The 25,282-nt window shown below is 69.0% G+C and carries 23 protein-coding genes and 1 pseudogene; 19 read left to right on the top strand and 5 right to left on the bottom strand.

Features of this window, described 5'->3' with window-relative positions:
* The first annotated feature begins 6 nt into the window (after positions 1-6).
* Positions 7-1,206 carry a cyclic dehypoxanthinyl futalosine synthase gene (gene mqnC, locus ABIE67_RS27255; RefSeq protein ID WP_370262651.1) on the top strand — a complete coding sequence of 400 codons (1,200 nt, stop codon included), beginning with the start codon at positions 7-9 and terminating at the stop codon, positions 1,204-1,206.
* A gap of 7 nt (positions 1,207-1,213) precedes the next feature.
* Positions 1,214-1,819 carry a hypothetical protein gene (locus ABIE67_RS27260; protein WP_370262653.1) on the top strand — a complete coding sequence of 202 codons (606 nt, stop codon included), beginning with the start codon at positions 1,214-1,216 and terminating at the stop codon, positions 1,817-1,819.
* 22 nt (positions 1,820-1,841) lie between these two features.
* Here ABIE67_RS27260 and ABIE67_RS27265 read toward each other — a convergent pair whose 3' ends face one another.
* The gene (locus ABIE67_RS27265; protein WP_370262655.1) at positions 1,842-2,891 is read right to left on the bottom strand and encodes a chitinase; all 1,050 of its coding nucleotides are present in this window, start codon (positions 2,889-2,891) and stop codon (positions 1,842-1,844) included.
* A 236-nt stretch (positions 2,892-3,127) separates the two neighbouring features.
* On the opposite strand from ABIE67_RS27265, the gene ABIE67_RS27270 reads away from it, so the two are divergent.
* The 4 genes from ABIE67_RS27270 to ABIE67_RS27285 are packed head-to-tail and all read left to right on the top strand — an operon-like array spanning position 3,128 to position 7,841.
* The gene (locus tag ABIE67_RS27270) at positions 3,128-3,529 is read left to right on the top strand and encodes a hypothetical protein (protein WP_370262657.1); all 402 of its coding nucleotides are present in this window, start codon (positions 3,128-3,130) and stop codon (positions 3,527-3,529) included.
* Between the two features lie 19 nt (positions 3,530-3,548).
* Positions 3,549-5,936 carry a bifunctional polysaccharide deacetylase/glycosyltransferase family 2 protein gene (locus tag ABIE67_RS27275; RefSeq protein ID WP_370262659.1) on the top strand — a complete coding sequence of 796 codons (2,388 nt, stop codon included), beginning with the start codon at positions 3,549-3,551 and terminating at the stop codon, positions 5,934-5,936.
* A 49-nt stretch (positions 5,937-5,985) separates the two neighbouring features.
* Positions 5,986-7,122, top strand: a complete 1,137-nt coding sequence (locus ABIE67_RS27280) for an acyltransferase (RefSeq protein ID WP_370262661.1) — start codon at positions 5,986-5,988, stop codon at positions 7,120-7,122.
* Positions 7,123-7,145: 23 nt separating this feature from the next.
* A complete protein-coding gene (locus ABIE67_RS27285; protein WP_370262663.1) occupies positions 7,146-7,841 on the top strand; it encodes a demethylmenaquinone methyltransferase in 696 nt (231 codons plus the stop codon).
* A gap of 34 nt (positions 7,842-7,875) precedes the next feature.
* Here ABIE67_RS27285 and ABIE67_RS27290 read toward each other — a convergent pair whose 3' ends face one another.
* Both ABIE67_RS27290 and ABIE67_RS27295 read right to left on the bottom strand, forming a co-directional pair.
* Positions 7,876-8,187: a PASTA domain-containing protein gene (locus tag ABIE67_RS27290; protein WP_370262665.1), complete on the bottom strand. Its 312-nt coding sequence runs from the start codon at positions 8,185-8,187 to the stop codon at positions 7,876-7,878.
* A 150-nt stretch (positions 8,188-8,337) separates the two neighbouring features.
* Positions 8,338-8,844 (bottom strand): GNAT family N-acetyltransferase, encoded by a 507-nt coding sequence (locus tag ABIE67_RS27295; RefSeq protein ID WP_370262667.1) that lies wholly within the window; start codon positions 8,842-8,844, stop codon positions 8,338-8,340.
* A gap of 98 nt (positions 8,845-8,942) precedes the next feature.
* Here ABIE67_RS27295 and ABIE67_RS27300 point away from each other — a divergent pair, with 98 nt between their 5' ends.
* A complete protein-coding gene (locus tag ABIE67_RS27300) occupies positions 8,943-10,250 on the top strand; it encodes a geranylgeranyl reductase family protein (RefSeq protein ID WP_370262673.1) in 1,308 nt (435 codons plus the stop codon).
* 11 nt (positions 10,251-10,261) lie between these two features.
* On the opposite strand, the gene def is transcribed toward ABIE67_RS27300, so the two are convergent.
* Entirely contained in the window at positions 10,262-10,888 is a 627-nt protein-coding gene (def, locus tag ABIE67_RS27305; RefSeq protein WP_370262678.1) for a peptide deformylase, read from the bottom strand.
* A gap of 88 nt (positions 10,889-10,976) precedes the next feature.
* Here def and ABIE67_RS27310 point away from each other — a divergent pair.
* Positions 10,977-12,804, top strand: a pseudogene (locus tag ABIE67_RS27310) (FAD-dependent oxidoreductase).
* Between the two features lie 76 nt (positions 12,805-12,880).
* Here ABIE67_RS27310 and ABIE67_RS27315 read toward each other — a convergent pair.
* A complete protein-coding gene (locus ABIE67_RS27315) occupies positions 12,881-13,708 on the bottom strand; it encodes a C40 family peptidase (protein ID WP_370262680.1) in 828 nt (275 codons plus the stop codon).
* 714 nt (positions 13,709-14,422) lie between these two features.
* Here ABIE67_RS27315 and ABIE67_RS27320 point away from each other — a divergent pair.
* From ABIE67_RS27320 to nuoK, 11 genes are read left to right on the top strand one after another with little or no spacing between them, the layout of a single operon-like run.
* Positions 14,423-14,782, top strand: a complete 360-nt coding sequence (locus ABIE67_RS27320) for an NADH-quinone oxidoreductase subunit A (protein WP_003974383.1) — start codon at positions 14,423-14,425, stop codon at positions 14,780-14,782.
* A gap of 15 nt (positions 14,783-14,797) precedes the next feature.
* Positions 14,798-15,352: an NADH-quinone oxidoreductase subunit B family protein gene (locus tag ABIE67_RS27325; RefSeq protein ID WP_007383964.1), complete on the top strand. Its 555-nt coding sequence runs from the start codon at positions 14,798-14,800 to the stop codon at positions 15,350-15,352.
* On the top strand, positions 15,349-16,110 hold the full coding sequence (locus tag ABIE67_RS27330) for an NADH-quinone oxidoreductase subunit C (RefSeq protein WP_370262684.1): 762 nt from the start codon (positions 15,349-15,351) through the stop codon (positions 16,108-16,110). Before ABIE67_RS27325 ends, ABIE67_RS27330 begins: the two co-directional genes overlap by 4 nt.
* The gene (locus ABIE67_RS27335; protein ID WP_356572273.1) at positions 16,107-17,429 is read left to right on the top strand and encodes an NADH-quinone oxidoreductase subunit D; all 1,323 of its coding nucleotides are present in this window, start codon (positions 16,107-16,109) and stop codon (positions 17,427-17,429) included. Before ABIE67_RS27330 ends, ABIE67_RS27335 begins: the two co-directional genes overlap by 4 nt.
* Positions 17,426-18,298, top strand: coding sequence for an NADH-quinone oxidoreductase subunit NuoE (nuoE, locus tag ABIE67_RS27340; protein ID WP_370262691.1), 873 nt, complete (start codon positions 17,426-17,428; stop codon positions 18,296-18,298). The genes ABIE67_RS27335 and nuoE overlap by 4 nt, the downstream gene beginning before the upstream one ends.
* A complete protein-coding gene (nuoF, locus tag ABIE67_RS27345) occupies positions 18,298-19,647 on the top strand; it encodes an NADH-quinone oxidoreductase subunit NuoF (protein WP_370262696.1) in 1,350 nt (449 codons plus the stop codon). Before nuoE ends, nuoF begins: the two co-directional genes overlap by 1 nt.
* Complete coding sequence (locus tag ABIE67_RS27350; RefSeq protein WP_370262699.1) at positions 19,644-22,148, top strand: NADH-quinone oxidoreductase subunit G; 2,505 nt, start codon at positions 19,644-19,646, stop codon at positions 22,146-22,148. The genes nuoF and ABIE67_RS27350 overlap by 4 nt, the downstream gene beginning before the upstream one ends.
* On the top strand, positions 22,145-23,509 hold the full coding sequence (gene nuoH, locus ABIE67_RS27355) for an NADH-quinone oxidoreductase subunit NuoH (protein ID WP_370262703.1): 1,365 nt from the start codon (positions 22,145-22,147) through the stop codon (positions 23,507-23,509). The genes ABIE67_RS27350 and nuoH overlap by 4 nt, the downstream gene beginning before the upstream one ends.
* Positions 23,502-24,143: an NADH-quinone oxidoreductase subunit NuoI gene (gene nuoI / locus ABIE67_RS27360; RefSeq protein ID WP_370262708.1), complete on the top strand. Its 642-nt coding sequence runs from the start codon at positions 23,502-23,504 to the stop codon at positions 24,141-24,143. The genes nuoH and nuoI overlap by 8 nt, the downstream gene beginning before the upstream one ends.
* Entirely contained in the window at positions 24,140-24,982 is an 843-nt protein-coding gene (locus ABIE67_RS27365; protein ID WP_370262713.1) for an NADH-quinone oxidoreductase subunit J, read from the top strand. Before nuoI ends, ABIE67_RS27365 begins: the two co-directional genes overlap by 4 nt.
* Positions 24,979-25,278 carry an NADH-quinone oxidoreductase subunit NuoK gene (gene nuoK, locus ABIE67_RS27370; RefSeq protein ID WP_003998919.1) on the top strand — a complete coding sequence of 100 codons (300 nt, stop codon included), beginning with the start codon at positions 24,979-24,981 and terminating at the stop codon, positions 25,276-25,278. Before ABIE67_RS27365 ends, nuoK begins: the two co-directional genes overlap by 4 nt.
* Positions 25,279-25,282 lie beyond the last annotated feature (4 nt).

Here is a 25,282-nt window from a genome sequence, read left to right on the forward strand (position 1 = left end):
GCCCCGGTGACCGAGAAGGCCGACCTTCAGTCCGTCCTCGACCGTGCCGCAACGGGCGGACGCATCACCCCCGAGGAAGCGCTCGACCTCTACCGCGACGCCCCGCTGCACGCGCTGGGCGCCGCCGCCGACGCCGTACGCCGCCGCAGGTACGCGGGGACCGAGCACATCGCGACGTACATCATCGAGCGCAACATCAACTACACGAACGTGTGCGTCACGGCGTGCAAGTTCTGCGCCTTCTACGCGGCCCCCAAGGACAAGGCCAAGGGCTGGACGCGCGACCTGGACGACATCCTGCGGCGCTGCGCCGAGACGGTGGAGCTGGGCGGCACCCAGATCATGTTCCAGGGCGGTCACCACCCGGACTACGGCGTCGAGTACTACGAGAAGCACTTCAGCGCCATCAAGCAGGCCTTCCCGCAGCTCGTCATCCACAGCCTGGGGGCGAGCGAGGTCGAGCACATGGCCCGCATCTCCAAGGTGAGCGTGGAAGAGGCCATCACCCGGATCCACGAGGCCGGTCTCGACTCCTTCGCGGGCGCCGGTGCCGAGCTGCTGCCCGAGCGGCCGCGCAAGGCCATCGCCCCGCTGAAGGAGAGCGGTGAGCGCTGGCTGGAGATCATGGAGACCGCGCACGGGCTGGGTGTCGAATCCACGTCCACCATGCTCATGGGCACCGGCGAGACCAACGCCGAGCGCATCGAGCACCTGCGGATGATCCGTGACGTCCAGGACCGGACCGGTGGCTTCCGGGCCTTCATCCCGTACACCTACCAGCCCGAGAACAACCACCTGAAGGGCCGCACGCAGGCCACGATCTTCGAGTACCTGCGGATGATCGCGATCGCGCGGCTGTTCATGGACAACATCCAGCACATCCAGGGCTCCTGGCTGACCACCGGCAAGGAGATCGGCCAGCTGTCGCTGCACTACGGTGCCGACGACCTCGGCTCGATCATGCTGGAGGAGAACGTCGTCTCCAGCGCCGGGGCCAAGCACCGCTCCAACCGGCTGGAGATCATCGACCTGATCCGCAAGGCGGGTCGGGTGCCGGCCCAGCGGACCACGACCTACGAGCACATCGTGGTGCACGACGACCCGGCGAACGACCCCGTCGACGAGCGGGTCGCGTCCCACATCTCGTCGACGGCGATCGAGGGCGGCACCGCCCACCCCGAGCTGAAGCTCCTGGCCTCCAACTGACCTGCCAGTGCTGACGATTCACGCGGACTCCAGGGGCCATGCGCTCGTCGTGAAGGGCGCGTGGATCGCCGACGCCGGACCACTGGAGGCGCTCGTGGCCGCCCATCCGCGGGCGCGGGTGCGGGAGTGGCCGGGCATTCTGACGCCCGGGCTGATCAACATCCACGGCAACGAGCTGCTGGAGGAGGCCTATCACCCCGATCCCCGCGAGGCCGACGAACTGGGCACCGAGCCGCTGACCGGGGACGCGTTGGCGGCGCTGGACATGGACGACGCGCGGTGGGGGGCGAGTGCCCGGCGTGGGGTACAGCGCATGCTGGCCTACGGCACGGTCCGCGCGGCCTGCGAGGAACTGCGCAACCGCGCGGTACGGGACGCCGTACGGCGGACCGGTCTGGCGGTCATGGGCCGCATCGGCCGCCCCGACGGCGTTCCCTCCCTCGACCCGTACGCCTCCGGCCGGCCGGTGGACTTCCCGCCCCCGCGCGAGCGCGGATCCGCAGCCCGGTTCGCGGTGTTCGACGTGCGGGACGAGGCGGAACTCGCGGAACGGGGTGCGGGGACGTGCGTGGCGACAGTGGTGGACGGCCGGTTGGTCTACCGCCAGCGGTGAGTGGTGCGCCCCTTCCCCGAGCTCACCCCGAAAACGCCTCCGCAAACGCGCCGTCCTCCTGATCCACCCCACTGCAATTGGTCAACGCGTCATCCGCGGACGAACCGTCCGCACACTGCTGATCCCGAAACGTCGCCCACACAGAAACCCACCCGATCCCCTTCTCCGCGGCGAACTCCCGCACCTGCGCCGCGTCGTCAAGCGTGAAGATCTCGTTGTCCACGTCATTCACGCCGAGCATCGACGTCAACGCCATGGCCTTCCAAGCGGTAGCGTCCGACGTGCCGAAAAGCTCCTTCAGCTGGGTGTGCGCGGCCTTGGCCGAGGTGAGGGCGTAGTCACCCATGTCGCCGGTGTACGACTCGCCGTAGTTCATCGTCATGATGTTGACCGTGGCGACCTGCACGTCGTGCTCGTTGGCGGACTCCAGCAGCGCCACGCTGTCGTCGTCCAGCCCGGAGGGCATCACCGGCAGCGTGAAGGAGACTTCGAGGTCGCTGCGCTCCTTCTGCAGCAGGGCGATCGCCTCGGACCGCAGGTCCACCGAGTCGGAGTCGGTGAGCTCGTCGCCCTCGATGTCGAAGTCGGCCTGGGTGGAACCCGCCGCGTCCAGCGCCTTCCCGTAGGCCGCCGCCAGCTCGGACGCGCTGTCACAACTCACCGCCAGCTCCTTGCCGGAGGCACCGCCGAAGGACACGCGGACGGTGGCGCCGTCCTGGGTGAGCTTCGAGATACGGGACTTCGTGGCCGAGTCGGCGATGGCGGTCGTGCCGTTCCACTGGGGGGTGCAGTCGCTGCCGTCCGAGATCACGAAGGCCAGGTTGTACGTCGCCGGGGAGCCGGCGGAGTCGTTGTCGGAGGCCTCGTCGGAGCTGACGTAGGGGGCGTACGCCGTGCTCGACGAGGCCGCTTCGGAGGGGGACGCGGAGGGAGAGCCGGAGGTCGGAGCGCTGGGCTGCCGCGGGGTCGGGGGCGTCGCGTCCGTCGTGTCGTCGGAGCCCGCGGAGCACCCCGTGATGGCCAGTGCGAACATGCAGGTGAGCCCGGCCGTCGCCGTATGGAAACTCCGCATTGCGTAAGTACCCGCTTTCGTGATTTCTGTCTCGGGCCGGAAACCCAGTACGTATCCCGGGCGGAAATGTCTCACACTCATCCGGCCGCTGGGCCTTCAACTCCTTTCACCGGGCTGTGAAGTGCGCAGGCGTTCGCGGAAACCCTCAGGGAACGGACAGGTTAAGGCGTTTCTCATCGGCTTCTCACATGAAGAACAGAGCCGTGGGCACATAAAGGCTCCCTAATATCCGGGGAATGCATTCTGAGCCTGCCATCGAAAACCGCGCCGCCGCACCCGCTGTGCGCGGTCGCCGTCGCAAACGCGGCAACGGGTCCGTCGAGGGGCCCGTGTTCGTTGACAACTCCGGACGCCGCTCCAAGCTGCTGCGTCGCCTCGGCCTCCTGGTCGGCGTCGCCTGTCTCGGGTACGCGGTCGTGCTGGGCATGGCCTTCATGGGCATCGGCACCTCGCTGACTCCGTCCGAGCTGCTGCCGTTCGCAAACGGCCGGCGCGGTCCCGGCGGCGGGGGCCCCGGCAACCAGCCCCAGGGCGGCATCGGCTACCCGGTCGCCCCGCCCAGCGGCACCCCGTCGGCCCTGCCCTCGGGCACCCCCGCCCCGTCCACCTCCGCATCGCCCGCCGCGGCCGCCAACTGACCGGAGCGCAGCCCCACTCATGACCACGACGACGCCCTCACGTCGCCGCCGCCGCGCCCCCTCCCGCATCGAGCGGGTGGCGGGCAAGGCCGCGGCCCTGCAGAAACCCCGGGTCATCCTGGCCCTGCTGCTCCTCCTCGCGCTGACCAGCGTCATGCTGCTCGACGGCTATCTGCGCGCCGAGGTCGGCGGCGACCAGCGGGTGCGGACCGGCGCCAGCTCCAGCGCGGTGCCCGACAAGATCCTCGACGGGGGGCCGATCCTCACTTTCCGGGGCGGCCAGGCCACCACCGTCTCCGTCCCGGACAAGACGATCGCGCTCACCTTCGACGACGGTCCGAACCCCACCTGGACGCCTCAAGTCCTGGAGATTCTCAAGAAGTACGACATCCCCGCCACGTTCTTCGTGGTCGGCTCGATGGTCTCGCGCTATCCGGGGATCGTCGGGGACATGGTCGAGCAGGGCAACGAGGTGGGCATCCACACGTTCACCCACGTCGACCTCTCCTACCAGAGCGACGCCCGCGTCAACCGCGAGATGCAGCAGACCCAACTGGCGCTCGCGGGCGCGGCCGGCATCACCACCACGCTGTTCCGCGCGCCCTACTCCTCGGAGACGGACGCCATCGACAACTACAGCTGGCCGGTCTACGAGAAGCTCGGCGAGGACGGCTACACCAGCGTCTTCGTCGACACCGACAGCGACGACTGGAAGCGGCCCGGCGTCTCGAAGATCATCAAGTGGGCGACGCCGGAGGACGGCGAGGGCGCGTCCGTCCTCTTCCACGACGCGGGCGGCGAGCGGTCGCAGACGATCAAGGCGCTGCCGACGTACATCGAGAAGATGAAGGCGAAGGGCTACACCTTCACCACGATCAGCGGCGCGATTCAGAAGGTGGAGGGGGCGAACGGCCAGCAGGCGGGCACCGGTACGGCGGCCACCGGTACGGCGGGCAGCGGCACGGCGGTCTCCGGCCGGCAGTCGGGCAACGCACAGGCCGGCGGGCAGCAGCCCGGGAGCACTCAGGCGGGCGGCCAGCAGCTGGGCGGCCAGCCGCAGCAGGGCGCTGACGGGCGGGCAGGCGCGGGGACCTCGGACCTCCAGGCCGCCCACCGCGACGCCACCGGCGCGACCCTCTACGAGGGCAAGGCCCTGATCGGCGCCGTGGCCGTCGCCGAATGGGCGGTCCCGGTGCTGTCGGTCGGCCTCATGGTCGTCGGCGTCGCCGTCATGGGCCGCTTCGGCATGATGCTGATCCTCGCCCGCCGCCACTACCGGCAGCGCAACAAACGCCGGTTCAGCTGGGGACCACCCGTCTACCAGCCGGTGAGCGTGATCGTCCCGGCGTACAACGAGAAGGAGTGCATCGCCAACACCCTCGCCTCGCTGGCGAAGAGCACGCATCCGATCGAGATCATCGTCGTGGACGACGGTTCGTCGGACGGCACGTCCGAGATCGCGCGCGACGCGGCCCATGAACTCGGCATGACCAACGTCCGCGTCATCCGCCAGGAGAACGCGGGCAAGCCGGCCGCGCTCAACAACGGTGTGCGCAGCGCCAGTTACGACATCGTCGTGATGATGGACGGCGACACGGTCTTCGAGCCGGACACCGTACGCCAGCTCGTGCAGCCCTTCGGCGACCCCGAGGTCGGCGCGGTCGCCGGCAACGCCAAGGTCGGCAACCGCAACACCGTCATCGGCGCCTGGCAGCACATCGAGTACGTGATGGGCTTCAATCTCGACCGCCGGATGTACGACCTGCTGCGCTGCATGCCCACCATCCCCGGCGCGATCGGCGCGTTCCGCCGCGAGGCGGTCCTCGAGGTCGGCGGCATGAGCGAGGACACCCTCGCCGAGGACACCGACATCACCATCGCCATGCACCGCGCGGGCCGGCGGGTCGTCTACCAGGAGCACGCGCGTGCGTGGACCGAGGCGCCGGGCTCCCTGAAGCAGCTGTGGTCCCAGCGCTACCGCTGGTCCTACGGCACCATGCAGGCGCTGTGGAAGCACCGCAAGTCCCTCACGGACAAGGGCCCTTCGGGCCGCTTCGGCCGGGTCGGTATGCCGCTGGTCGTCATCTTCCAGATCGTCACGCCCGTCTTCGCCCCGCTCATCGACGTCTTCACCGTCTACTCGATGATCTTCGTCGACTTCACGGCGGCCCTGCTGGCGTGGCTGGCGGTGCTCGGGGTGCAACTCGTGTGCGCGGCGTACGCCTTCCGCCTGGACCGCGAGAAGTACCGCTACCTGCTGATGATGCCGCTCCAGCAGCTCGCCTACCGCCAGATGATGTACCTCGTCCTCATCCACTCCTGCATCACGGCGATGACGGGCGGCCGCCTGCGCTGGCAGAAGTTGAAGCGGACGGGTGAGGTCGGGACGCCGGCGGGGGTGAGCTGAGATGGGTTCGCACCGGAGAGGGGGGCCCACCGCTGTGGCCGCTGCCGCTGTGGGCAGTCGTTCCACAGCGCGGAACGGGTGGACGCAGCCCGCGGCGCCGGGTGCCGCTGCGACGGACGCCCAGCAGACCACCCCGTCACCCGCACCCAGACCGACCGGACGCGACCGCTACTTCGACACTCTCCGCGCCGTAGCCCTCATCCGCGTCGTCACTTACCACACCTTCGGCTGGGCCTGGGCGGGCATGGTCTTCCCTTCGATGGGGGTCATGTTCGCCCTGGCCGGCACGCTGATGGCGAAGTCCCTGGAACGCCCCGCGGTCAACGTGATCCGCGGCCGACTGCGCCGCCTCCTGCCCCCCTTCTGGTTCTGGGGCCTCTTCGTGGTCGTGGCGATGCTGATCCACGACTGGATGCCGGGCTGGCAGATCGTCTACTGGATCGTGCCGCTCGGCGACCCGCCGGGCAACGCGTGGGGCGAGCAGGCCTGGGAGATCCTCTGGTACCTGCGGACCTACTTGTGGTTCGTCCTGCTCTCCCCGCTCCTGCTGAGGGTGTTCCGCCTGGCGCCGGTACCGGTGCTGCTGCTGTCGCTGGGACCGATCCTCGTCCTCCACTTCCTCTGGGAGCCCCCGGACAACCGCTTCGGCAGCGCGCTGACCGACCTGGCCACGTTCCTCTTCTGCTGGCTCCTCGGCTTCGCGCACCGCGACGGCGTCCTGCGCCGCCTCAAGCCCTTCGCCGTGGCCTTCCTCTCCCTCGCTGCGATCGCGTACGGCGGCTGGTACGCCTTCACCCACCAGGCCGAGACCGGCTCCTACGACCTGGACGACATCCCGCTCGCACAGGCCTTCTGGTCGGCTGGCTATGTGACGCTGCTGATGTACGCGAAGGAGTTCTTCCGCATCGACTTCGCCTGGCTGACCCGCTTCCGCCGCGCCGACCGGCTCGTCACGATCTTCAACGCCCGGGCCGTGACGATCTACCTCTGGCACGAGGTCGCCCTGATCCTCGCCGTCCCGCTGATCGACCAGTTCTGGAACGTGCCCGCGTTCGAGAAGTACCTGCCGCTGGAGAGCCAGTGGTTCATGTTCGGCATCGGCTGGATCCTGATCGCGGTGTTCGTCCTGCTGTGCGGCTGGGTGGAGGACGTGGCCGGGAAGAAGAAGCCGAAGCTCGTCCCGTGAGTCCGTACTGCCACAATGGGCCCGTGACCCGCGCATCCCTGGACAAGCAGCCGCACGAAGTCGCCTCGATGTTCGACAACGTGGCGGAACGGTACGACCTGACCAACGACGTGCTGTCGCTCGGCCAGGACCGCAGATGGCGCAAGGAGGTCGCCAAGGCCGTCGACGCCCGGCCGGCCCAGAAGGTCCTCGACCTCGCCGCCGGCACGGCCACCTCCTCGCTGCCCTTCGCACAGACCGGCGCGTACGTCGTCCCCTGCGACTTCTCCCTGGGCATGCTCCAGGTGGGCAAGCGCAAGCACACCTGGCTGCCGTTCACGGCGGGCGACGCGACGAGGCTGCCGTTCAAGGACGACACCTTCGACGCCGTGACGATCTCCTTCGGGCTGCGCAACGTGCAGGACTTCGACGCGGCCCTGCGCGAGATGTACCGGGTGACGCGGCCCGGCGGCCGGGTCGTGATCTGCGAGTTCTCGCACCCGACCTGGGCGCCCTTCCGCACCGTCTACACCGAGTACCTGATGCGCGCCCTGCCTCCGGTCGCGCGAACGGTGTCCTCGAACCCCGACGCCTACGTCTACCTCGCCGAGTCCATCCGCGCCTGGCCGGACCAGCCGGCCCTCGCTGAACGCCTGCGCAAGGCCGGCTGGTCCAAGGTCGCCTGGCGGAACCTGACGGGCGGGGTCGTGGCCCTGCACCGGGGCTTCAAGGAGAGCTGAGCGCCGGGCTTCGGGCGGAGCCGAGCGCCGGGCCTCAAGCGGAGCTGACGACGGGGTACGGGTCGCCGGGCTCGTCGAGTTCGCGCTGCAGCCCGCCCGAGGGCGGCCGTGGGATGCGTGGCTCGCGTACGCCTCCGCCGCCCTCACCCTCGCCGAAGTCGAACCAGACGTAGACCGACGAGTCCCGCGGCACCTCCGCGCCGGGCTGGGGGTCCTGGCGTACGACGTATTCGACGACGGTGAGATGGAAGTCCGGCCGGTCCGGTGCGCTGAGGAGCAGGCCGTGCGACTTCGCTGCCTCGCGCGCGTCCATGGCCATCAGTCCGACGAGTTTCGGTACTCGCACCTCGGGCGTTTTGGGTGTTATGCGCACAGATGTCACCCCCAGCGGTACTGGCAGGGTAACCGCCCCGGGGTGTCGTCCGGAAGCGCCAAGTACCTTTCTGTAACAGTTGGTTACGTAGGGTGACAGAACTGGAAGTGGCGCGTTCCTGATTCACAGGTCGAGCCGGTAGCAGTGCCCCTTCTGCCGCTCATTCGGTGTGGCGAACACTTCCGCGAGCCGCATCCCAAGCCGCCGAGTCACCGCGATCGACCGCTCGTTGCGGGCGTCGACCATCGCCACCAGGCTCGGCACCCCGGCCGCCCGCACCCGCTGCAGCGTGAGGTGCGCGGCCGCCGTGACGTACCCCTGGCCCCAGTACTCCCGCCCGAGCCGCCAGCCGATCTCGATCTCGCCGGTGGGACCCCAGTCGCGCTCCCACGGCTGGGCTCCGGTGAAGCCGATGACCTGCTCGTTCTCGTCGAGCATGGTCCACAGGCAGTACCCGCGCTCGGCGTCGTGCCGGCGCTGGCGGGCGGTGAGCTCCTCGTAGACGGACAGCTCCGCGGGCCTGCCGCCGTGGAACTCCATGACATCCGGGTGGGCGAAGATCCGGTGCCAGGCGACGGCGTCCTCGTCGGTGGGGACGCGGAGCCGTACGACAGGGAGAACTCGGTTCACGGAGGCAGCCCTTCAGCCGGGTGATCAATGCTGCTGCATAGACTGCCCATGTCCAGTGCCGGTCGGCACACAGATTTCGAACTTGGGGAGATCCCGCCGTGACCGCCGTGACCGAGTCCCTCTCCTCGCCCCTCTCCGAGAACACCGCCGATGTGATCGTCGTGGGCGCGGGGCCGGCCGGCTCCACGACGGCGTACCACCTGGCCAAGTCCGGCCTCGACGTACTCCTGCTGGAGAAGACCCAGTTCCCGAGGGAGAAGGTCTGCGGTGACGGCCTGACCCCGCGCGCGACCAAACAACTCGTGGCGATGGGCATCGACATCTCCGAGGAAGCCGGCTGGCTGCGGAACAAGGGCCTGAGGATCATCGGCGGTGGAGTGCGCCTCCAGCTGGACTGGCCGGATCTCGCCTCCTTCCCCGACTACGGCCTCGTCCGCAAGCGCGACGACTTCGACGAGCAACTCGCCCGCCAGGCCCAGAAGGCCGGCGCCCGCCTCTACGAGCGCTGCAACGTCGGCGCCCCGATCATCGACGACCGCACCGGCCGTATCACCGGCGTCCACGCCAAGCTCGGCGAGGAGAAGCGCGAGGTCACCTTCCACGCCCCGCTGGTCGTCGCCGCCGACGGCAACTCCACCCGCCTCTCCCTGGCGATGGGCCTGCACCGCCGCGAGGACCGCCCGATGGGCGTGGCCGTGCGGACGTACTTCGAAAGTCCCCGCCACGAGGACGACTACCTGGAGTCCTGGCTGGAGCTGTGGGACCGCCGCGGCCCCGGCGAGGACCGCCTCCTCCCCGGCTACGGCTGGATCTTCGGCATGGGCGACGGCACGTCCAACGTCGGCCTCGGCGTCCTGAACACCTCCGAATCCTTCAAGGAGCTGGACTGGCGCGAGGTCCTGAAGGCCTGGTGCGCCTCCATGCCGGAGGACTGGGGCTACACCCCCGACAACATGACCGGCCCGATCCGCGGCGCCGCCCTGCCCATGGCCTTCAACCGCCAACCGCACTACACCAAGGGCCTGCTGCTGGTCGGCGATGCCGGCGGCCTGGTGAACCCCTTCAACGGCGAGGGCATCGCCTACGCCATGGAGTCCGGCCAGATCGCCGCCGACGTCATCGTCCAGGCCCACGCCCGCTCGACTCCCGCGGGGCGTGAACTCGCCCTCCAGCGCTACCCGCGCGTCCTGAAGGACACCTACGGCGGCTACTACACGCTGGGCCGCGCCTTCGTGAAGCTCATCGGCAACCCGAAGGTCATGAAGATCGCGGCCCAGCGCGGCCTGACCCACCCGCTCCTGATGAAGTTCACCCTGAAGCTCCTGGCCAACCTCACCGACCCGACGGGCGGCGACGCGATGGACCGGATCATCAACGGGCTGAGCAAGGTGGCACCGAAGGCCTGACCCGGCGGCGACTACCCGTTGAGGGCCTCGATGTTGGCGGCCCGGCGCGCGAACACCTCGTCCCGCCGGTCCGCCACCTGCCGCAGCGCTTCCTTGCGTTCGCGCTTGGAGAGCCGGTCCAGGTAGACGTGCCCGCCCACGTGGTCGGTCTCATGGGCGAGGCAGCGGGCGAAGTACCCCGTGCCCTCGATCAGGAGCGGCTCGCCGTCCTTGTCGTACCCGCGCACCACGGCCCGGTCCGGACGCGGTACGTCCATCACGGCGCCCGGCACCGAGAGGCAGCCCTCGCTGTCGTCGAGCAGCCTGCGCCCTGCCGGGTCGAGCGGCTCCAGCACCGGGTTCACGATGTGCCCGACATGTCGGACTCCTTCGTCGTCCGGGCAGTCGTACACGAACAGTCGCAGATCGACGCCGACCTGGTTCGCCGCCAGACCCGCCCCGTCGGCGATGTACATGGTCAGGAACATGTCGTCGATCAGCGCGGCGAGATCGGGACCGAACTCGGTCACGTCCCGGCACGGCTTGTGCAGGACCTCCTCACCCGTCTCGGTGATCCTGCGCACCGATCCACGCCGGGCCTCGGGCGCGATTGGCGGATACGAGTCGACGGGCCTGCCCTGGACGAAAACGCTCGGCATCTGTCTCTCCCTGCGGTTGTGAGGATGCTGTGGGTGACCGGGAAACGGGCTTCCGACCTTCGAAGCCCCTCCCTACCCTCCGGGAATCATGACAACAGAACACGCGCAGGAGCCCCAGGAGAAGACAGGTCCCACGCGATCCGGCCAGACCCGCAGACGCTTCCTGGCCGGTGCCGGGGGAGTGGCCGGCGCCCTCGCCTTATGGCCCGCGGGCAGCGCGCGGGCCGCGGTCGGCAAACGCGTCGCCGTCCTGGGAGGCGGAGTCTCCGGCCTGAGCGCCGCCCACGAACTCGCCGAACGCGGCTACGCCGTCACCGTCTACGAGTACTACGACGCCCTCGGCGGCAAGGCGCGCTCGATGCCCGTCCCGGGCACGGCGACCGGCGGCCGCGCCGACCTCCCCGCCGAGCACGGCTTCCGCTTCTTCCCCGGCTTCTACCGGAACCTGCCGGACACCATGCGCCGCATCCCGGTCCCCGGCAACGCGAACGGCGTCCACGACAACCTCGTCAGCGGCACCGAGGCCCTGTTCGCCCGCGCCGGCGGCCGCCCCGACCTGCACTTCCCGCTCCGCCGCGTCACCACCCCGCCCCGCCCCGGCGACCTCACCCTCAGCTGGATCCGCGACCAGCTCCTCTCGGTGCTGGACCTCGGCACCCGCCTCCCCGCCCACGAGGCCGCCTACTTCGCCGACCGCCTCCTCGTCCACCTGACCAGCTGCGACGCCCGCCGCGAGCAGGTCTGGGAGAAGGTCGCGTGGTGGGACTTCATCCGCGCCGAGGAGATGAGCGAGGAGTACCGGACCCTCCTCGGCGTCGGCCAGACCCGCAACCTCGTCGCCACCCGCGCGGAGGTGGCGTCGACCCGGACCGTCGGCCGCGTCATCATCGAGGCCCTGCTCCTGTGGGGCCTGCTCGGTCGCGGCATGGACGGCGACGCCGATGTCGACCGCGTCCTCAACGCCCCCCACCAGCGAGGCCTGGATCGACCCCTGGGCGGCCCACCTGCGCTCCCTCGGGGTGGAGTTCGCCCTCGGCACCCAGGTCCGCGAGGTCCGCTACGACGGCGGCCAGGTGACCGGCGTCCGCGTCTCGGCCCGCGACGGCGGCGACGAACGCACCGTCACCGCCGACCACTACGTCTCCGCACTGCCGGTCGAGCACGCGCGCGTGACGTGGGGCCCCGCCCTGCGCGCGGCCGACCCGCAGCTCGCACGCTGCGACGCCCTCCAGGCCGACTGGATGACTGGCGTGATGTTCTACCTGCGCACGCCCACCCCTGTGGTGCACGGCCACATCAACTGCCTGGACTCACCGTGGTCGGTGACCGCCGTCGGCCAGGCCCAGTTCTGGGACGGACGGGACTTCTCCCGTGACTACGGCGACGGACGCGCCCACGACTGTCTCTCCGCCATCATCTCTGAGTGGGACAAGCCGGGCATCCTGTACGGCAAGACGGCCAAGGAGTGCACCAAGGAAGAGGTCGTCGCGGAACTCTGGGCCCAGTTGAAGGACGGCCTGAACGACGCCGGCAAGACCACACTGCGGGACGAGGACCGCCTCGGCTGGTTCATGGACCCGGCGGTGACGGGCCTGGGCGGCCCCGACCCACAGAACCGCGAACAGCTCCTCATCCACCCCACGGGCACCCTCTACAACCGCCCCACGGCCCGCACAAAGGTCCCGAACTTCTTCCTCGCGGGCGACTACGTCCGCACCGACGTGGACCTGGCGACGATGGAGGGCGCCAACGAGTCGGCACGCCTGGCGGTCAACGCGCTCCTGGACGCGGACAATTCGGGCGCCGAGCGCTGTCGGATCTGGGAGCTGTACCGGCCCCCGGAGCTGGAGCCGCTGAAGCGGGTCGACGAGGTGCGCTACAAGCTGGGTCTGCCCAACACCTTCGACCTGGGCTGAGCAGTAAGGGCTCTCGGTCAAGGCGTAAGGGCCGCTGCCCCCGAGCGGCTGCGGCCCTTACGGTGATCCCTACGACTCAGAGGACGCGCACCGCGCCCGACGCCGGGTAGCCGGACAGGTCCTGGATGACGACGCCCTTGGAGGGGTTGGCCGCGTCCAGGTACTGGCCGTTACCGATGTAGACGCCCACGTGGTACGCCGAGCCCTTGCCGCCCCAGTACAGGATGTCGCCGACCTGGATCTGCGAGAGCGGGATGTCCGTGCCGGCCATCGACTGGTCCTGTGAGACCCGCGGCAGGTCGACGCCGACCTGCTTGAACGCGGCCTGGACCAGGCTGGAGCAGTCCCACGCGTTGGGGCCGGTGGCGCCCATGACGTACGCGTCGCCCACCTGTGCCTGGAGGAACGCGATGACCGTGCCCACGCTGCCGCTGGCGGGAGCGGCCACGCTGGTGCTCGCGGAAGCGGACAGGGTGGTGCGCTCGGCGCTGCGGGAGGCGGCCTCCTCGGCGGCGGCCCTGCGGGCCTCCTCGGCCTTCTTCTTCGCCTCGGCCTTCTTCTTGGCCTCCGCGAGGTCCTTCTTGGCTTCCTTGGCGGCCGCGGCGGCGGCCGCGTCACGCTGGGCGTCGAGCTCGTAGTTCGCGGCGGCCAACTGGGTGGCGTCCGCGGACTGGGCGAGCTGGTCCGCCAGGTCACCCGTGAGGGTGGGCAGTTCGATGGTCTGCGTCACCGGCTCGGCGGCGTTCGCCGTGGCCGACGCACCAGCCGCTGCCATGCTGAGGACGCCACCGGCAACTCCGGCGCGCATCGCGATGGACGTCGACGCGCTGCGGCGGGGCTTCCGGTGGCTACGTATGTGAGCGGTGTGGGACATGAGAACAACCGGTATCAGGGGCTCCTCCATACCTACAAGAAACGTGGGCTGCGCCACAGTTGCTCAATCCGCGCCCCAAATTCTTGGCGGCCCGCCCTTTATTGACGCCGTAACGGACATTGCGGACCCTCGTCACCCCGCCCGTGATCACGTCCTTTCATCATTAAGTCCGAATTGCCCACCGCTTACCACTTGTTGGGACCGGTGGCCAAGCCCGGTTCTCATGGCCCTCTCATCATGTGGCAGAGGTCACGCAACGGTTACGGCCTCGTGCGCGTCCTGTGCCTGAATTCCGCCCGCCACTCGCTCGTGAATGCGTGCACGCGTCCACATCCCCTCGGTGGCTCCCTCTGAAGTGTGAATGAGCTCCACTATCAAGAGGTCTGGTCCAGCACCAATTTGCATGCAAGGGAAGTCTCTTGATATGGAGACGCCCCTTCCGAGCTGCGCCGACGAGCGAAAATGTCACCTCTGGTGATCACTCGGACGCTTCTCGTGTGAAGATCACCGCTCCTCCAGCTTCATGATCCTTCGTCAGGTGGTGGAGATCACAAAGCTTGTGCAATACCCCGTGTCGCAGATCACAGAGCGGCGGGCATAGGATGCGAGGCAGTTGGGCTTGTGACCTGCTTCACATGTTCTCGATCTTTCGCCGGGACGAGCGGGGCTCGTGGAACCGGTGAGGCGGTTGTGAGCCCAGTGCAACCGCCAGCAGTCAGTGCCGACTGAGAGGAGCGAGGAGCGGTGAACGCGTATGCGCCCATCCTCGTACTGGGAGCCCTCGGGGCAGGCTTTGCGATCTTCTCCGTGGTCATGGCCACGCTGATCGGTCCGAAGCGGTACAACCGGGCCAAGCTCGAGGCCTATGAGTGCGGTATCGAGCCGACCCCCACGCCGGCCGGCGGCGGGCGCTTCCCGATCAAGTACTACCTGACGGCGATGCTCTTCATCATCTTCGATATCGAGATCGTCTTCCTCTACCCCTGGGCCGTCACCTTCGACGCCCTGGGGATTTTCGGGCTCGTGGAGATGCTGCTCTTCGTGCTCACCGTCTTCGTCGCGTACGCGTACGTATGGCGGCGCGGCGGCCTGGAATGGGACTGAGGGGCCTTTAACGACATGGGACTCGAAGAAAAGCTGCCGAGCGGATTCCTGCTGACCACCGTCGAGCAGGCCGCGGGCTGGGTGCGCAAAGCGTCCGTTTTCCCGGCCACCTTCGGCCTCGCGTGCTGTGCCATCGAGATGATGACCACCGGCGCGGGCCGCTACGACCTGGCGCGCTTCGGCATGGAGGTCTTCCGCGGCTCGCCGCGCCAGGCCGACCTGATGATCGTCGCCGGCCGGGTCAGCCAGAAGATGGCGCCGGTGCTCCGGCAGGTCTACGACCAGATGCCGAACCCCAAGTGGGTGATCTCCATGGGGGTCTGCGCCTCCTCGGGAGGCATGTTCAACAACTACGCGATCGTGCAGGGCGTCGACCACATCGTCCCGGTCGACATCTATCTCCCCGGCTGCCCGCCACGGCCCGAGATGCTGATGGACGCCATTCTCAAGCTCCACCAGAAGATCCAGTCCTCCAAGCTCGGTGTGAACGCCGAAGAGGCGGCCCGCGAGGCGGAGGAAGCGGCGCTCAAGGCCCTGCCCACGATCGAGATGAAGGGGCTGCTGCGGTGAGCGACGCGAACGGCACCAACGGGGCGAACGGGTCCAACGGGGTCAACCCCGAGAAGGACCTCTCCGCCTCCAACCTCCCCGGCCAGCGCGGCCAGGGCGGCGAGGAGATCCGCGTCCAGCGCGGCATGTTCGGCGCCAACAACGGCGGCGACACCTCCGGCTACGGCGGCCTCGTCCGCTCGGTCCGGCTCCCGGGACCGGCGAGCCGCCCCTACGGGGGTTGGTTCGACGAGGTCGCCGACGAGCTCGAGGGCGCACTGGAGGAACAGGGCCTCCTCCCCGGCAACGCCATCGAGAAGACGGTCGTCGACCGCGGCGAACTCACCTTCCACATCGAACGCGAGCACCTGGTCCGCGTCGCCCGCACCCTGCGCGACGACCCGGCCCTGCGCTTCGAACTGTGCACCGGCGTCAGCGGCGTCCACTACCTCAGCGACAAGGGCCGCGAACTGCACGCCGTCTACCACCTGCGCTCGATCACCCACAACCGGCTGATCCGCCTCGAAGTCAGCGCCCCCGACAGCGACCCGCACATCCCGTCGCTCGTCTCCGTGTACCCGACGAACGACTGGCACGAGCGCGAGACGTACGACTTCTTCGGCATCGTCTTCGACGGTCACCCCGCCCTGACGCGGATCATGATGCCGGACGACTGGCAGGGCCACCCGCAGCGCAAGGACTACCCCCTCGGCGGCATCCCCGTCGAGTACAAGGGCGCCCAGATCCCGGCTCCGGACCAGCGGAGGTCGTACTCGTGAGCACGCAGTCAGCATCCGCCCGTGAGACCACCGAAGGCACCGTTTACACGGTCACCGGTGGCGACTGGGACGAGGTCGTCCAGGCCGCGGCCCGCGCCGACGACGAGCGCATCGTCCTCAACATGGGCCCCCAGCACCCCTCCACCCACGGAGTGCTCCGCCTGATCCTGGAGATCGACGGCGAGACGGTCACCGAGGCCCGCTGCGGCATCGGCTATCTCCACACCGGCATCGAGAAGAACCTCGAGTACCGGACCTGGACGCAGGGCACCACGTTCGTGACGCGCATGGATTACCTGACGTCCTTCTTCAACGAGACCGCCTACTGTCTCGCCGTCGAGAAACTCCTCGGCATCGAGGACCAGATCACCGAGCGTGCCAAGATCATCCGGGTGCTCCTGATGGAGCTGAACCGGCTCTCCTCCCACCTGGTGTGCATCGCCACCGGGGGCATGGAGCTCGGCGCCACCACGATCATGATCTACGGATTCCGTGATCGTGAAATGATTCTCGACATCTACGAGCTCATCACGGGCCTGCGGATGAACCACGCGTACATTCGCCCCGGCGGACTCGCCCAGGACCTGCCGCCCGGCGCGGTGGACCAGATCCGCGAGTTCGTGAAGAAGATGAAGAAGAACCTCCCCGAGTACGACAAGCTCGCCACCGGGAACCCCATCTTCAAGGCCCGCATGCAGGACATCGGCTATCTCGACCTGGCCGGCTGCATGGCCCTCGGCGCCACCGGCCCGATCCTGCGCTCCACCGGCCTGCCGCACGACCTGCGCAAGGCACAGCCGTACTGCGACTACGAGACCTACGACTTCGAGATCCCGACCGCCGACACCTGCGACTCCTACGGGCGCTTCCTGATCCGTCTGGAAGAGATGCGCCAGTCGCTCGGGATCGTCGAGCAGTGCCTGGACCGGCTCCAGCCCGGACCGGTCATGGTCGCCGACAAGAAGATCGCCTGGCCCGCCCAGCTCGCCCTGGGACCCGACGGGCTCGGCAACTCCCTCGACCACATCAAGAAGATCATGGGCACCTCCATGGAGGCCCTGATCCACCACTTCAAGCTGGTCACCGAGGGCTTCCGCGTCCCGCCGGGACAGGCGTACGCGGCCGTCGAGTCACCCAAGGGCGAGCTCGGTGTGCATGCCGTGTCCGACGGCGGCACCCGCCCCTTCCGGGTCCACTTCCGCGACCCGTCCTTCACCAACCTGCAGGCCATGGCGGCGATGTGCGAGGGCGGCCAGGTCGCCGACGTCATCGTCGCCGTCGCGTCCATCGACCCCGTGATGGGAGGCGTCGACCGGTGACCACCTCTTCTTCGGAGCGGGGCGTCAGCCTGGGCATGCCCGAACTGCCCGCGCCCGCTTACCCGGACGACGTTCGGGAACGGCTCGAGCGGGACGCGCGCGAGGTCATCGCCCGCTACCCGGACTCCCGGTCCGCCCTCCTACCGTTGCTGCACCTCGTGCAGTCGGAGGAAGGGCATGTCACGCGCACCGGGATGCGGTTCTGCGCGGACGTGCTCGGCCTGACCACGGCCGAGGTCACCGCGGTGGCCACCTTCTACACGATGTACCGCCGCAAGCCCTCCGGCGACTACCAGGTGGGCGTCTGCACCAACACCCTCTGTGCGGTGATGGGCGGTGACGCGATCTTCGAGGAGCTCCAGGAGCACCTGGGCGTCGGCAACGGTGAGACCACCGGCGACGGCAAGGTCACCCTGGAGCACATCGAGTGCAACGCGGCCTGCGACTTCGCGCCGGTCGTGATGGTCAACTGGGAGTTCTTCGACAACCAGACCCCGGCGAGCGCCAAGCGCCTCGTCGACGACCTGCGCGCCGGGCGGGACGTCGAACCGACGCGCGGTGCTCGGCTGTGCACCTTCAAGGAGACCGCGCGGATCCTGGCCGGCTTCCCCGACGAGCGGCCCGGGGCCGTCGAGGAGAGCGGCGGTGCGGGACCGGCGTCGCTGGTGGGCCTCCGCCTGGCCAGGGGAGAGGCCGCACCCGCGCGCGTGGTCCATCCGCGGGACGGCGGCCCGCACGATGAGCCGCAGGGCAAGGCAGCGCACCAACCGTCGCCGGCTGAACACCTCAGCTCGCACGACGCGCCGCAGGAATCGTCCGCGTCCGACCCAGCCCACCCGGCAGGGCCTGTCGCCGAGGAGGGGGAGTGATGACGTTGGCACCAGAGCTGAAGGAAAACAGCCCCGAGAAGCTGCTCGCACCCGTGCTGTCGGCCTTCTGGGACGAGGACAGGTCCTGGACGCTGGACGTCTACCGAAGGCACGAGGGGTACGAGGGGCTCCGCAAGGCGCTCGCCATGTCGCCGGACGACCTGATCGCGTACGTCAAGGACTCCGGTCTGCGCGGGCGCGGTGGCGCGGGATTCCCGACGGGAATGAAATGGCAGTTCATTCCCCAGGGTGATGGAAAACCGCACTATCTAGTTGTCAACGCCGACGAATCGGAGCCCGGAACCTGCAAGGACATTCCGCTCCTCTTCGCGAACCCGCATAGCCTCATCGAGGGCATTGTCATCGCGTGTTATGCCATCAGGTCTTCGCATGCCTTCATCTATCTGCGTGGTGAAGTCGTCCCCGTATTGCGGCGGTTGCACGAGGCCGTGCGCGAGGCCTACGCGGCCGGCTACCTCGGCGAGAACATCCTGGGCAGCGGACTCGACCTCGAACTCACCGTGCACGCCGGCGCCGGCGCGTACATCTGCGGTGAGGAGACCGCACTGCTCGACTCGCTCGAAGGCCGCCGTGGTCAACCGCGGCTCCGTCCCCCCTTCCCTGCGGTGGCAGGTCTCTACGCCTGCCCGACTGTTGTGAACAACGTCGAGTCGATCGCGTCGGTTCCCGCGATCCTGCATCGGGGCAAGGACTGGTTCCGCTCGATGGGCAGCGACAAGTCCCCGGGCTTCACGCTCTACTCCCTCAGCGGCCACGTCGCCAGTCCCGGCCAGTACGAGGCCCCGCTCGGCATCACACTCCGCCAGCTCCTGGAGATGAGCGGCGGGATGCGCCCCGGCCATCGCCTCAAGTTCTGGACGCCGGGCGGCTCCTCGACGCCGATGTTCACCGACGAGCACCTCGACGTCCCTCTTGATTACGAAGGAGTGGGTGCCGCGGGTTCCATGCTCGGCACGAAAGCGCTCCAGTGCTTCGACGAGACGACCTGCGTCGTCCGCGCCGTCACCCGCTGGACCGAGTTCTACGCCCACGAGTCCTGCGGCAAGTGCACGCCCTGCCGCGAAGGCACGTACTGGCTCGTGCAGTTGCTGCGCGACATCGAGGCCGGCAAGGGCGTGATGAGCGACCTCGACAAGCTCAACGACATCGCCGACAACATCAACGGCAAGTCCTTCTGCGCCCTCGGCGACGGTGCCGCCTCGCCGATCTTCTCCTCGCTGAAGTACTTCCGCGAGGAGTACGAGCAGCACATCACGGGCCGCGGCTGCCCCTTCGACCCGGCCAAGTCGACGGCCTGGGCCGACCACCGCACGGAGGTGAACGCATGACTGTGACCACCAGCGCTCCCTCCGGAGGAGGCGAGGCGGCGGTCCCGCCGGAAGATCTCGTGACGCTGACGATCGACGGCATCGAGATCAGCGTGCCGAAGGGCACCCTGGTCATCCGGGCCGCCGAGCAACTGGGCATCGAGATCCCCCGCTTCTGCGACCACCCCCTCCTCGACCCGGCCGGCGCCTGTCGCCAGTGCATCGTCGAGGTCGAGGGCCAGCGCAAGCCGATGGCGTCCTGCACCATCACGTGCACGGACGGCATGGTCGTGAAGTCGCACCTCACCTCGCCGGTCGCCGAGAAGGCCCAGCAGGGTGTGATGGAGCTCCTGCTCATCAACCACCCGCTGGACTGCCCGGTCTGCGACAAGGGCGGCGAGTGCCCGCTGCAGAACCAGGCCATGTCGCACGGCCACGCCGAGTCCCGCTTCGAGGGACGGAAGCGGACGTACGAGAAGCCCGTGCCGATCTCCACACAGGTGCTGCTCGACCGCGAGCGGTGCGTGCTGTGCGCCCGCTGCACCCGGTTCTCCAACCAGGTCGCGGGCGACCCGATGATCGAGCTGGTCGAGCGCGGCGCGCTGCAGCAGGTCGGCACCGGTGAGGGCGACCCCTTCGAGTCGTACTTCTCCGGGAACACCATCCAGATCTGCCCGGTCGGCGCGCTGACCTCGGCGGCGTACCGGTTCCGCTCCCGCCCCTTCGACCTCGTCTCCTCGCCGTCGGTCTGCGAGCACTGCTCCGGCGGCTGCGCCACGCGTACCGACCACCGGCGCGGCAAGGTCATGCGGCGCCTGGCGGCCAACGACCCCGAGGTCAACGAGGAGTGGATCTGCGACAAGGGGCGGTTCGGCTTCCGGTACGCGCAGCAGCGCGACCGGCTTCAGACGCCTCTGGTGCGCAACGCCGAGGGTGACCTCGAACCGGCCTCCTGGCCGGAGGCGCTGCAGATCGCGGCACAGGGGCTGCTCGCCTCGCGCGGCCGGACCGGTGTGCTGACCGGCGGCCGGCTCACCATCGAGGACGCCTACGCGTACAGCAAGTTCGCGCGCGTGGCGCTCGACACCAACGACATCGACTTCCGCGCGCGCGTGCACAGCGGCGAGGAGGCCGACTTCCTCGCCGCGCGGGTCGCCGGTCACGGCCGTGATCTCGACGGTACGGGCGTCACGTACAGCCTCCTGGAGAAGGCGCCGGCCGTCCTGCTGGCCGGGTTCGAGGCCGAGGAGGAGGCGCCCGGGATCTTCCTGCGGCTGCGCAAGGCCTGGCGCAAGCACGGCCAGAAGGTCTTCTCGCTGGCCACGCACTCCACGCGCGGTCTGGAGAAGGCCGGCGGCTCGCTGCTGCCCGCCGCTCCCGGCACCGAGTCCGAGTGGCTGGACGCGCTCGCGAGCGGCGTCGGCCTGGACGAGGCCGGATCGAAGGCGTCGGAGGCGCTGCGCACCGAGGGCTCGGTGATCGTCGTCGGCGAGCGGCTGGCCGCTGTGGCGGGCGGGCTCACGGCCGCCGTACGGGCCGCGTCCGCGACCGGCGCCCAGCTGGTGTGGATCCCGCGCCGGGCGGGGGAGCGCGGTGCCGTCGAGGCCGGTGCGCTGCCTACGCTGCTGCCGGGCGGACGTCCCGCGACCGACCCACGCGCGCGTGAGGAGGTCGCCGCCGTCTGGGGTCTGGCCGAACTCCCGCACCGCTACGGTCGCGACACCGGCCAGATCGTGGAGGCCGCCGCGACCGGCGAACTCCAGGCCCTGCTGGTCGCGGGCGTCGAGGTCGCCGACCTGCCCGACCCGGCACGCGCGCGTGAGGCGCTCGCCGAGGTCGGCTTCGTGGTGTCGCTGGAGCTTCGGCCCGGCGAGGTGACCGAGCTCGCCGATGTCGTCCTGCCGGTCGCCGCGGTCGCCGAGAAGGCCGGCACCTTCCTCAACTGGGAGGGCAGGGTGCGCTTCTTCGAGGCCGCGCTCAAGCCCGACCAGATGATCCGCCGCCTGGCTCCGACCGACGCGCGCGTGCTGCAGATGCTGGCCGACGCCATGGACGTACACCTGGGCCTGCCGGATCTGCGCACCACGCGCGCGGAGATCGACCGGCTCGGATCCTGGGACGGATCGCGCGCCACCGAACCGCTGGAGATCGCGGCCCAGTTGCCGCGACCGGCCGCCGGTGAGGCTGTCCTCGCCGGGCACCGGCTGCTGCTCGACCAGGGTCTCCTCCAGCAGGGCGACGAGGCGCTCGCCGGCACCCGGCACGCCGCCCACGCGCGCGTGTCGGCCGCCACGGCCGCCGAGGCAGGCGTGAAGGAAGGTGACGTCCTCGCCGTGAGCGGGCCCGCCGGAGTCGTCGGATTCCCGCTGCAGATCACGGAGATGCCCGACCGGGTGGTGTGGCTCCCGCTGAACTCCGTGGGCCGCGGCGTCGCCTCCGACACCGGGGCGCTGCCCGGTTCACTCGTCCGCATCGGCCCGGCGACCCTCGCGTCCGAGGCCCCCGAGGAGGTGGAGGCATGAGCCCTTTCCTCGCCGCTGAAGACCTCTCGATGTTCGGCCGCGACCCCTGGTGGCTGGTCGTCATCAAGGCGGTGTTCTGCTTCGCCTTCCTGATGGTGACCGTGCTGTTCTCCATCGTGTGGGAGCGCAAGGTCGTCGCGTGGATGCAGCTGCGCATCGGCCCCAACCGGCACGGCCCCTGGGGCATGCTCCAGTCGCTCGCCGACGGCATCAAGCTGATGCTCAAGGAAGACGTCATCGTCAAACGCGCGGACAAGGTGGTCTACGTCCTCGCGCCGATCGTCGCGGCCATCCCGGCCTTCATGGCGATCGCGGTGATCCCCTTCGGCCCGGCCGGCAACGAGATCTCGATCTTCGGCCAGCGCACCACGATGCAGCTCACCGACCTGCCGATCGCGATGCTCTACATCCTCGCGGTCGCCTCGGTCGGCATCTACGGCATCGTGCTCGCGGGTTGGAGTTCCGGCTCCACCTATCCGCTCCTCGGCGGCCTCCGCTCCTGCGCGCAGATGATCTCCTACGAGATCGCGATGGGCGCGGCCTTCGCCTCGGTGTTCCTCTACTCCGGGTCGATGTCCACGTCGGCGATCGTCGAGGCGCAGCAGGACCGCTGGTACGTCGTCCTGCTGCCGGTCTCCTTCCTGATCTACATCGTGACGATGGTCGGCGAGACCAACCGCGCCCCCTTCGACATGCCGGAGTCCGAGGGCGACCTGGTCGGCGGCTTCAACACCGAGTACTCGTCGATCAAGTTCGCGATGTTCATGCTCGCCGAGTACGTGAACATGGTGACGGTCTCGGCCGTGTCCGTGACGCTCTTCCTGGGCGGCTGGCGGGCCCCGTATCCGGTCAGCGCCTTCTGGGAGGGCGCGAACCACGGCTGGTGGCCGCTGCTCTGGTTCGTGATCAAGGTCCAGCTGCTGCTGTTCTTCTTCATCTGGCTGCGCGGCACGCTCCCACGCGTCCGCTACGACCAGCTGATGAAGCTCGGCTGGAAGGTCCTCATCCCGGTCTCCGTCGTCTGGCTGATGCTCGTCGCGACCGTGCGGACCCTCCGGAACGAGAACTACGACTTCGCCGACATCGCCCTCTACGTCGGCGGCGGCGTCCTCGCGCTGCTCCTCCTCTCCTTCGTCGCGGACCTGTTCCGCGAGCGGACGAAGGCGGGCACGCAACCCGCCGAGGAAGCCGCCGGCTTCGACGCGATGGCGGGCGGATTCCCCGTACCGCCCCTGCCCGGACAGGAGCTTCCGCCGGTGCCGCGGCGCCGCCCGCATCGCGAGCGAGAGCTGATTGTCAGTGGTGGGTCCGATACTCAGAGTGACGGATCTCTGGATGGAAAGGAGGCGTCCGATGGCTGAGGAGCCCAAGGAGACCAAGCCCGGTTTCCAGAACCCCGTGGCCGGCTTCGGCGTGACCTTCAAGGCCATGTTCAAGAAGCGGCTGACCGAGCAGTACCCGGAGCAGCAGAAGACCACCGCTCCGCGCTTCCACGGACGGCACCAGCTCAACCGCCATCCGGACGGCCTGGAGAAGTGCGTCGGCTGCGAGCTGTGCGCCTGGGCCTGCCCCGCCGACGCCATCTATGTGGAGGGCGCCGACAACACCGACGAGGAGCGCTACTCGCCGGGCGAGCGGTACGGCCGCGTCTACCAGATCAACTACGCCCGCTGCATCCTGTGCGGTCTGTGCATCGAGGCGTGCCCCACGCGCGCGTTGACGATGACCAACGAGTTCGAGCTCGCGGACTCCAGCCGCGCCAACCTCATCTACACCAAGGAGCAGCTGCTCGCCGGTCTGGAAGACGGCATGGTCGACAGCCCCCACGCCATCTACCCCGGGACGGACGAACAGGACTACTACCGGGGCCTGGTGACGGAGGCCGCGCCGGGCACGACCCAGCAGGTCGCGCTCTCCAAGGGCGAGGTCCCGCAGGAGGCGGACTCGACCTTCGGTGAGGACGAACCGGCGTCCGGGAAGGTGATCGGCCGATGACCGGGCAGCTCGCCGCCTACTCAACCTCCACCGGAGAGGCCTTCCAGTTCTGGATCCTCGGCACCGTCGCCGTGATCGGCGCCCTGTGCACCGTCTTCATGAAGAAGGCCGTGCACAGCGCGCTCTGTCTCGCCGGGACCATGATCGTCCTGGCGGTCTTCTACCTCGCCAACGGCGCCTACTTCCTGGGCATCGTGCAGATCGTCGTCTACACCGGCGCGATCATGATGCTGTTCCTCTTCGTCGTGATGCTGGTCGGTGTCACGGCCGCGGACTCCCTGAAGGAGACCATCAAGGGCCAGCGCTGGCTGGCCCTTCTCTGCGGGCTCGGCTTCGGCATCCTGCTGGTCGCCGGCATCGGCAACGCGTCCCTGACGGAGTTCAACGGCCTCGCCCAGGCGAACGCGAACGGCAATGTGGAGGGCCTCGCGGCCCTCATCTTCACCAAGTACGTCTTCGCCTTCGAGATCACCGGCGCCCTGCTGATCACCGCCGCCATCGGCGCCATGGTGCTCACGCACCGCGAGCGCACCGAGCGCGCCAAGACCCAGCGCGAGCTGTCCGAACAGCGCGTCCGCGAAGGCAAGCACGTCCCGCCGCTGCCGGCCCCCGGCGTGTACGCCCGGCACAACGCCGTGGACATCGCGGGTCTGCTGCCCGACGGCACCCCGTCCGATCTCACGGTCAGCAAGACGCTGCGCGAACGCGGTCAGATCCGGGACGTGTCCACCGAGGCGCTCAACGACCTGCGGGCCCTGGAACAGCGCGCGGAGGAACGGCTGGAGCGGACCGCGATCGAGCCGTCGACCTTCAAGCGGCCCGAGGAGGCGTCGAAGTGAACCCGGTCAACTACCTCTACCTCGCCGCCCTGTTGTTCACGATCGGCGCCACCGGCGTGCTGATCAGGCGCAACGCGATCGTCGTCTTCATGTGCATCGAGCTCATGCTCAACGCGTGCAACCTCACGCTCGTGGCCTTCTCGCGGATGCACGGCAATCTCGACGGCCAGATCATCGCCTTCTTCACGATGGTCGTCGCCGCCGCGGAGGTCGTCGTCGGGCTCGCGATCATCGTGTCGCTGTTCCGTTCCCGCCACTCGGCCTCGGTCGACGACGCCAGCCTGATGAAGCTCTGAGGGG

The organism is Streptomyces sp. V4I8, from assembly GCF_041261225.1.
Classification (GTDB): domain Bacteria; phylum Actinomycetota; class Actinomycetes; order Streptomycetales; family Streptomycetaceae; genus Streptomyces.